The 8,089-nt window shown below is 61.8% G+C and carries 5 protein-coding genes; 3 read left to right on the top strand and 2 right to left on the bottom strand.

Annotated features, from left to right (window positions below; translation table 11 throughout):
- The first annotated feature begins 216 nt into the window (after positions 1-216).
- From AC1D1Z_RS30985 to AC1D1Z_RS30975, 3 genes are all read left to right on the top strand, one after another.
- Positions 217-1,125 carry a flagellin N-terminal helical domain-containing protein gene (locus AC1D1Z_RS30985; protein ID WP_018246113.1) on the top strand — a complete coding sequence of 303 codons (909 nt, stop codon included), beginning with the start codon at positions 217-219 and terminating at the stop codon, positions 1,123-1,125.
- Positions 1,126-1,383: 258 nt separating this feature from the next.
- Positions 1,384-2,925: a DHA2 family efflux MFS transporter permease subunit gene (locus AC1D1Z_RS30980; protein ID WP_477852668.1), complete on the top strand. Its 1,542-nt coding sequence runs from the start codon at positions 1,384-1,386 to the stop codon at positions 2,923-2,925.
- Between the two features lie 105 nt (positions 2,926-3,030).
- On the top strand, positions 3,031-6,318 hold the full coding sequence (locus tag AC1D1Z_RS30975; RefSeq protein ID WP_477852666.1) for a GH36-type glycosyl hydrolase domain-containing protein: 3,288 nt from the start codon (positions 3,031-3,033) through the stop codon (positions 6,316-6,318).
- 6 nt (positions 6,319-6,324) lie between these two features.
- Here AC1D1Z_RS30975 and AC1D1Z_RS30970 read toward each other — a convergent pair whose 3' ends face one another.
- Together AC1D1Z_RS30970 and kduD are read right to left on the bottom strand one after the other, a co-directional pair.
- Positions 6,325-7,065 (bottom strand): FadR/GntR family transcriptional regulator, encoded by a 741-nt coding sequence (locus tag AC1D1Z_RS30970; protein ID WP_028732557.1) that lies wholly within the window; start codon positions 7,063-7,065, stop codon positions 6,325-6,327.
- A gap of 196 nt (positions 7,066-7,261) precedes the next feature.
- Positions 7,262-8,026 (bottom strand): 2-dehydro-3-deoxy-D-gluconate 5-dehydrogenase KduD, encoded by a 765-nt coding sequence (gene kduD / locus AC1D1Z_RS30965; RefSeq protein WP_028732556.1) that lies wholly within the window; start codon positions 8,024-8,026, stop codon positions 7,262-7,264.
- Positions 8,027-8,089 lie beyond the last annotated feature (63 nt).

Raw genomic sequence — 8,089 nt, 5'->3', positions numbered from 1 at the left:
AACTTTTTGCAACGGCCTCCGAGCCGCTTACCTGCGTTGTTTTGTAAGGATAATTCCGGCGTTAATAATTAATGTACCTTTAAGTACCATAATTGTTTCAACGATGGCGAATCGACCTTCTCGAACATTGGTCGATAAGCATGAGGCTGCTCGCCACGGCCGGGATGTTCCCCGGGATGCAACACATTCAACTTCTAAGAGCGGGTCGAATTTCCCATGACGAGCATCAATACGAACAATTCAGCGATGTCTGCCCTTCAGACGCTGCGCAACATCAACTCCAGTCTCGAAACGACACAGAACAGTGTTTCCACCGGCTATCGGGTCGACACCGCATCCGACAACGCCGCCTACTGGTCGATCGCAACCACGATGCGGTCCGACAACAAGGCGCTCTCCGCCGTGTCCGACGCGCTGGGCCTCGGCGCAGCAAAGGTCGATACTGCCTATACGGCCATGGACAATGCGATCGACGTCGTCGACGAGATCAAATCCAAGCTTGTCGCAGCGACCGAGGACGGTGTCGACAAGTCCAAGGTCCAGGAAGAAATCAGCCAGCTTCAGGAACAGCTGCTGAGCATTGCCCAGTCGGCATCGTTCTCCGGTGAGAACTGGGTCGCGGGCGCGGATGGCACGAAAAGTGTCGTATCGTCCTTCGTACGCGACGGCTCCGGCGCCGTTTCCGTTAAAATGACGGAATACGCTCTGGATACCAGCTCCACGGGCAATGTGTTGTTCGGCATGAGCAGCGGGACGATCGATACCGCGTCCGGCATCCTCGGAACGGCTGATGCAAACGGCGATTCCGTCTATTCGCTTGATATCACCGACTTCACCACCGGTCAGATCCAGTCGGCGCTGTCGACCATCGAATCCGCACTGTCGGCAATGACCTCTGCCGGTGCGCAACTAGGTTCGATCTCGACGCGCATCGATCTGCAGGAAGACTTCGTCAGTGCGCTTTCCGATTCGATCGACTCGGGCGTGGGCCGGCTGGTCGACGCCGACATGGAGGAGGAGTCGAGCAAACTGTCTGCTTTGCAAACACAACAGCAGCTTGCGATCCAGTCGCTATCGATCGCGAATTCGTCGTCGCAGAATATCCTGTCGCTCTTCCGCAGCTAAGCGCCTGATATATAGGGCGCTCGGAGCAAATCCGTTTGGTGACACGATCGAGCCTGGCCCACCCGGTCAGGCTCGATCGCGTTCGCAAATTTGTGCCGGCGGGTCCCTATCCCTCCTGTCCTCATCCGAACTATGGTGTCGCGATCGGCGAAATCGCGGTTCACCTCCGAGCCATGCTGTCCGTCGTCCCGATCGCAACCACGATCGGCCGTAGTCTTCGCACCCCAGGGCGGAGAACGCAGCGCGCGGGATCATCGCATGTCGGAACGACTTGAATCTACCCGTCCTGATGAAACGCCCGCCATCGTCTGGATCGGCTTCCTGGCGATGTGCGTCGGCATGTTCATGGCAATCCTCGACGTCCAGGTGGTGGCAACATCGCTGCCGACCATCCAGTCCGCGCTCGGTATCGATCCGGATCAGATGAGCTGGATACAGACGGCCTATCTCATCRCCGAAGTGGTGGCGATCCCGCTCACCGGCTTCTTGACCCGGCTGCTGACGATGCGATGGCTGTTCGTCATTGCCATCAGCCTGTTCGTCGCAGCCTCCGCCGGCTGTGCGGCGAGCGGCAGCTTCGGCGAGTTGGTGGCCTGGCGGGTGCTTCAGGGTTTTTCCGGCGGAACGCTGATCCCCTCGGTATTTTCAGCCGTCTTCATTCTCTTTCCGAACGAGCGGCAGGCGCTTGCGACGACGATCGCCGGCGTGCTTGCGGTGCTGGCGCCGACCGTCGGACCGATCGTCGGCGGATGGCTGACGCAGACCTATTCCTGGCACTGGCTGTTCCTGATCAACATCATCCCCGGTATCGTCTCGGCAATCCTGGCCGCACGGTCCCTGCCGCGGCAGGCGACCGATCCGTCCGAACTGAGGCATCTCGATGGTCTGTCGCTCCTGCTGATGGCGACCGCGCTGACGACTTTGGAACTCAGCCTGAAGGAGGCGCCGACGAGCGGCTGGATCTCGGCCTACGTGCTCAGCCTGCTCACCGTCTGCCTTGCATCGGGAGGCGTCTTCGTCTGGCGAACGCTGCGCCGAGACAGGCCGATCGTCGATCTCGGCAATTTCGGTGACCAGAACTTTCTCGTCGGCTCGGTTCTGAGCTTCGTGCTTGGCATCGGCCTTTTCGGTTCGGTCTATCTCATGCCGGTCTTTCTTGCTTTCATCAGGGGGCATGACGCGCTTGAGATCGGCATGACGATGCTGGTCACCGGCATCGCGCAGTTGGTGACGGCGCCGATCGCGGTCGCGCTGGAGAAGCGCATGGATGCGCGGCTGCTGTCGGCGGCCGGTTTCGCGCTCTTTGCGATCGGCGTCGGGATGAGCGCGTTTCAGGATCCTCGCACGGATTATGACGCGATGTTCTGGCCGCAGGTCGTGCGCGGCGTCGCCATCATGTTCTGCCTGCTGCCGCCGACGCGGCTGGCGCTCGGCACACTTCCGCCAGATCGCATTCCCGATGCCAGTGGACTTTTCAACCTGATGCGCAATCTCGGCGGGGCGATCGGCATCGCGCTGATCGACACCATCATCTACACGCGCTCGGAACCGCTGGGACAGGCCCTGTGGACCCGTCTTCAAGCCGGCGACATCGAGGCTGGGGCATTCGTCGGCGCGCCTCTCCAGACCATATCGGCACATAGCGGCAGCTTCGATGCAGATACCATGGCGCTGCTCGATCCGCTGGTCCAGACCGCGGCTAGCGTCCAGGCGATCAACGAAGCCTGGATGATCGTCGCTATTCTGACCGGCTGCGCCCTGCTCTCAGTGCCCTTCGCCAGGCGACCGGCCTCAACGTGAAAACCATGGTGACAAGTTGCCGATCTTCCGATCGCCGGTAAGATTTCTCTCAATCATTTTGCGTCATCTTCCAGTTCCCCTCTGAAGCCAATCGACGAGATCTCAATGGCCACGGACCTTACGCGCAGTTTTCAAATGCCCCGACGCGAAGAGCTAGGCCTCTTCACGATCAGCAACGGATCCGGCCTGTCGATAGCGGCCCTGCCGAACGGCACGCTGTTTGCCATCGAATATGCCGACGACAAGGGATCGGTGCAGGTCAACCAGATCCAGGGTTCGCCGCTCACCGGCGGCATCGGACGGCTTTATCTGCGCATCGGCGGTGCGACACCTGATGTCGTCGAGATTGTCGGGCCTCGCGCCGATGGAAGCTTCGGGCACGATGCGACGAGCTTCTCCTGGAGCGGCAAAACAGGCGATATCGGCTACACCGTCCGCCTCGAGCTTCATCCATCCGAAACGGCCTGGTTCTGGCGTGTCTCCATCCGCCATCTGAAGGATGGAGCGCTGCCGGTGGATCTGGTACTGATCCAGGACATCGGTCTCGGCGACCGCGGCTTCCTGATGAACAGCGAAGCCTATGCATCGCAATATGTCGATCACCATATCGCCGATCATGAGACATTCGGCCCGGTCGTGATGAACCGGCAAAATCTCAAGCAGTCGGGTGCCCGCAACCCCTGGCTCGTGCAAGGCTGCCGCGATGGGGCGGCTGCCTATGCCACGGATGCCATTCAGCTGGTGCAGGCGAAGGACCGCCTCGACGATCGGCTGGTCGGCCCTTTCGGCACCAGCCTGCCGAGCAAACGGCGGCAGCAAGAGACGGCGTGTCCCGCCATCCAGTCGAAATCGCTCTCCGTGCCGGCAAGCGGTGTGACCGCGACCTTCTTTGCCGTCTTCGCCGCCGATCATCCCGAAGCGTCGAGCGATGCCGACCTTTCACGACTTGACGCGCTTGCGGCGACCAACAGTGCGGCTGCCGATATCGAGGAGGTCACGCCGGTCCGCAGCCTGCTTCAGGATGCTGCCTTGCTGAAGGCCGAGGCGCTGGACAAAAAGGCGATCAGCCAGCTCTATCCGGAGCGGAGCCTGGAAGAGCGCGTCGACGGAAAGCTTCTTTCGTTTTTCGTGTCGGACGGCGTTTTGAACCGTCATGTGGTCCTGCGCGACAAGGAGCTCATGGTGGCGCGCCGTCACGGCGCGATCGTCAGAAGCGGTGAGAATATGCTGCTCGACGATGCGACGCTTGCCGCGACCTGCTGGATGCAGGGCATTTTTGCGGCGCAGCTGACGATCGGCAATACGTCTTTTCACAAGCTCTTTTCCGTCTCCCGTGACCCCTACAATCTGACGCGCGCCGGCGGGCTGCGCATCATGGCGGATGTCGGCGCCGGCTGGCAGCTTCTGGCGGTGCCGTCGGCTTTCGAAATGGGACTCAGCGATTGCCGTTGGATCTATCGCCTCTCCGAACGCACGATCATCGTATCGGCAGTCGCCTCCGGCGAGGATGCGGCGATGCAGTGGACCGTCTCTGTCGAGGGCGAGCCATGCCGCTTCCTGGTGTTTGGTCATGTCGTGCTCGGCGAGCGCGAATATGACGCGGGCGGGCAGATCGCATTCGACACCTTAGCCAAGCGCATTCTTTTCCGGCCGGACCCGGCCTGGCTCTGGGGCGAGCGTTATCCCGATGCCAGCTATTGGCTGGTGAGTTCGACGCCCGATGCAATCGAGGAGATCGGTGGCGACGAATTGCTCTATAGCGACGGGATGGCGCGCAACGGCGCCTTCGTCGCACTGCGATCGCGACCGACGCAGACGCTTTCCTTTGCCGTCGTCGGCTCGATGACCGATGCGGCGGAGGCCGAGCGCCTGGCGCAACGATATGAGGCCGGCGTCACCGGTGATGCCATGCTTGCGCCGGCATCAAAATTCTGGCGGAACGCCGTGCGCGGCGTGACGATCGCCAGCACCTCGCCCGACCTTGCCGCGCAGACGGCCCTGCTTCCCTGGCTCGCGCATGATGCCATTGTGCATCTGAGCGTGCCGCACGGCCTCGAGCAATATACCGGTGCTGCCTGGGGTACGCGCGACGCCTGCCAGGGGCCGATCGAATTCCTGCTCGCCTACGAGCATGACCGCGAAGCCAAAGAGGTGCTGAAGACCGTCTTCAGCGAACAATACCTGGAAAAAGGTGACTGGCCGCAGTGGTTCATGCTGGAGCCCTATGCCAATATCCGGGCAGGCGATAGTCACGGCGACATCGTTGTCTGGCCGCTGAAGGCGCTCTGCGACTATATCGAAGCGACCGGCGATCTCGCCATCCTCGACGAGAAAGTCTCCTGGCGTGATGAAAAGACGATGGCCCGGGCACCGGAGCCCGACACCATCGCAATCCATGTCGAGAAGCTGCTCGATACCGTTGGCGAAGCTTTCATCCCGGGAACGCATCTGATCCGCTATGGCGAGGGAGACTGGAACGATTCCCTGCAGCCGGCCGATCCGCATCTGCGCGATTGGATGGTCAGCAGTTGGACCGTTGCTTTGCTCTACGAGCAGATCGTCCGTTATTCCGCGATCCTGCGCCGCCTCGGCCATGGCGACAAGGCCAAGGGCTTGAGGAAGATCGCAACGGCGATGCGCCGGGATTTCAACCGCCATCTCGTGCGTGACGGTATCGTTGCCGGCTACGGTATCTTCGATCCCAGCCATGATGGCGTCGAATTGCTGCTGCACCCGAGCGACCGGCGCACCGGCCTGCATTACTCGCTGATCTCGATGACGCAGGCGATGCTCGGCGGCCTCTTTACGCYGGTTCAGCGACGCGATCATATGAAGCTGATCGAAGAGCATCTGCTCTTTCCCGACGGCGTGCGGCTGATGGAAAAGCCCGCGACCTATGCCGGCGGCCCCGAGACACTGTTTCGCCGCGCCGAATCCTCCTCTTTCTTCGGGCGCGAGATCGGGCTGATGTATGTACATGCGCATCTGCGCTACTGCGAGACGCTGGCGCTGGAGGCGGAAGTGGACGAACTCTGGAAGGCGATCGCTGTCGTCAATCCGATTTCAGTCACATCAGCGCTGCCGCATGCTTCGCTGCGCCAGCGCAATACCTATTTCAGCAGCAGCGACGCGGCTTTCCATGATCGTTATCAGGCGGCGGCCGAATGGGAGCGGGTCAAGGCGGGAGAGATCGCCGTCGACGGTGGATGGCGCATCTATTCAAGCGGCCCCGGGCTCTACACCAGAAGCGTCGTCGAAAATATCCTCGGCTTCAAACGGCGCTTCGGCCGACGCAAACGCAAACCGCTTCTTCCCGCGATCCACGCCTCGGTCGATCTGCAAACCGACCACGCCGCCTGGCTTCGGCTGATGAGACCGAAGCCTGAGGTGTGAAAAGGATTATGCCGTAGCGTCGCGCAACTCCTCGAAGCGCGCGGCGCTCTTCGACAGGTGGCTTCGGATGGCGCGGCGCGCGGCGGATTCGTCGCGGTCGCGGATTGCCGCGAATATGGCATGGTGTTCCCTGCGCATGCGCGCCGCATGGCGCTTGCGCTCGGCTGATGTCATCTCGTCCAAGCGCGCCCACTGCCGCGGCACCATGATGTTGCCGAACGTGTCGAAGAGGCGGCCGTAATAGGAGTTCTGTGTCGCGACCAGAATGGACCTGTGGAAGGCGTAATCCTCCTGCGCGCCGTATCCGCCCTCTTCGAGCGCCTTGTCGAGGGCATCGAGACGATCCTGCATGCGGTCGATATCGTCCTGCGTGCGCCGCAGCGCGGCAAGGCCGGCGGCTTCGTATTCGATCCCCATGCGCAGCTCCAGCACGCGCAGAACCTCGTCGATCGACTGCAGGTCGTTCGGAATGATCGAGAAGGATCTCGGTGTCGGATCGTTCGAGACGAAAGCCCCAAGGCCTTGCCGTGTGGTGATCAACCCCTTTGCACGCAGGGCGGCAAGCGCTTCGCGAACGATCGTCCGGCTGACGCCGGTCGCCGTCATGATCGCCTGTTCGGTCGGCAGGCGCTGGCCGGGCTTCAGGTCGCCGGACTCGATTTGCGCCGTCAACATATCGGCAAGGTTGCTGCGCAGGTTCGGCGCCTGCTGAATGGTATTGAAGACCGCGTTGTCCTTATCTGCCATCCTGTTTCGAAATCCTGGTGTCGAGGCGGCTTTGCCGACCCCGTTTCCTGTTCGCATTCCGCATCTACGCCGATGCGGTGGGCAGCAGCCCTAGCGCATAACCCCGAAAACCGGAATCAATTTTCGGGGTTATGCGGAGAGTCGAAGCGATAGAGCATCCTTAGCCCGCCTGAAAAGAGGCACGGCGTGAGACCGATCAGCGCGCCAGCCAACCGCCATCGACGGGCAGCACCGTTCCATGCACGTAGTCGGACGCCGACGATGCCAGGAATACGGCCGCACCGCCGAGTTCGGACGGCGTTCCCCAGCGCCCGGCCGGGATGCGGGCAAGGATGGCGGCATTGCGGTCGGCATCCTCGCGCAGCGCCGTGGTGTTGTTGGTCACGAAATAGCCCGGGGCAATGGCGTTGACGTTGACGCCCTTGCCGGCCCATTCGCAGGCCAGCAGCTTGGTCAGGCCGGCGAGGCCACTTTTCGAGGCGGTATAGGACGGGATCCGGATGCCGCCCTGGAAGGAGAGCAGCGAGGCGATGTTGATGATCTTACCCCTGCCCTTGTCGACCATGTGGCGGCCGGCGGCCTGCGACAGGAAGAAGGCGGTCTTCAGGTTGACGTCGATCACCGCGTCCCAGTCTTCCTCGGTGAAGTCGAGCGCATCGGCGCGGCGGATGATGCCGGCATTGTTGACGAGGATGTCGAGGCCGCCGAAGGTCTGGATGGTCTCAGTGACGATCCCCTTGACCGGTTCGATGCTGGCAAGATCGGCCTTGACGACATGAAAGCGGCTTCCCGCTTCCTTCACCAGCGCCTCGGTTTCGTCCATTGAGGAGCGTCCGACGGCGACGATCGACGCACCGGCCGCTGCCAGTGCGGCTGCGATGGCCTGGCCGAGCCCTGTATTGGCGCCGGTGACGACGGCAACCCGGCCGGAAAGGTCGAAGGGATTTGCCACGACGTTCACCTCAGATCCGCAATGGCGATATGGTCCATGTCGGTGAAGCTCTTATTGTCGCCGGCCATCGCC

The sequence above is a fragment of the Rhizobium sp. P1_E1 genome, assembly GCF_056406015.1.
This window is presented reverse-complemented; position numbering and strand designations above follow the sequence as displayed.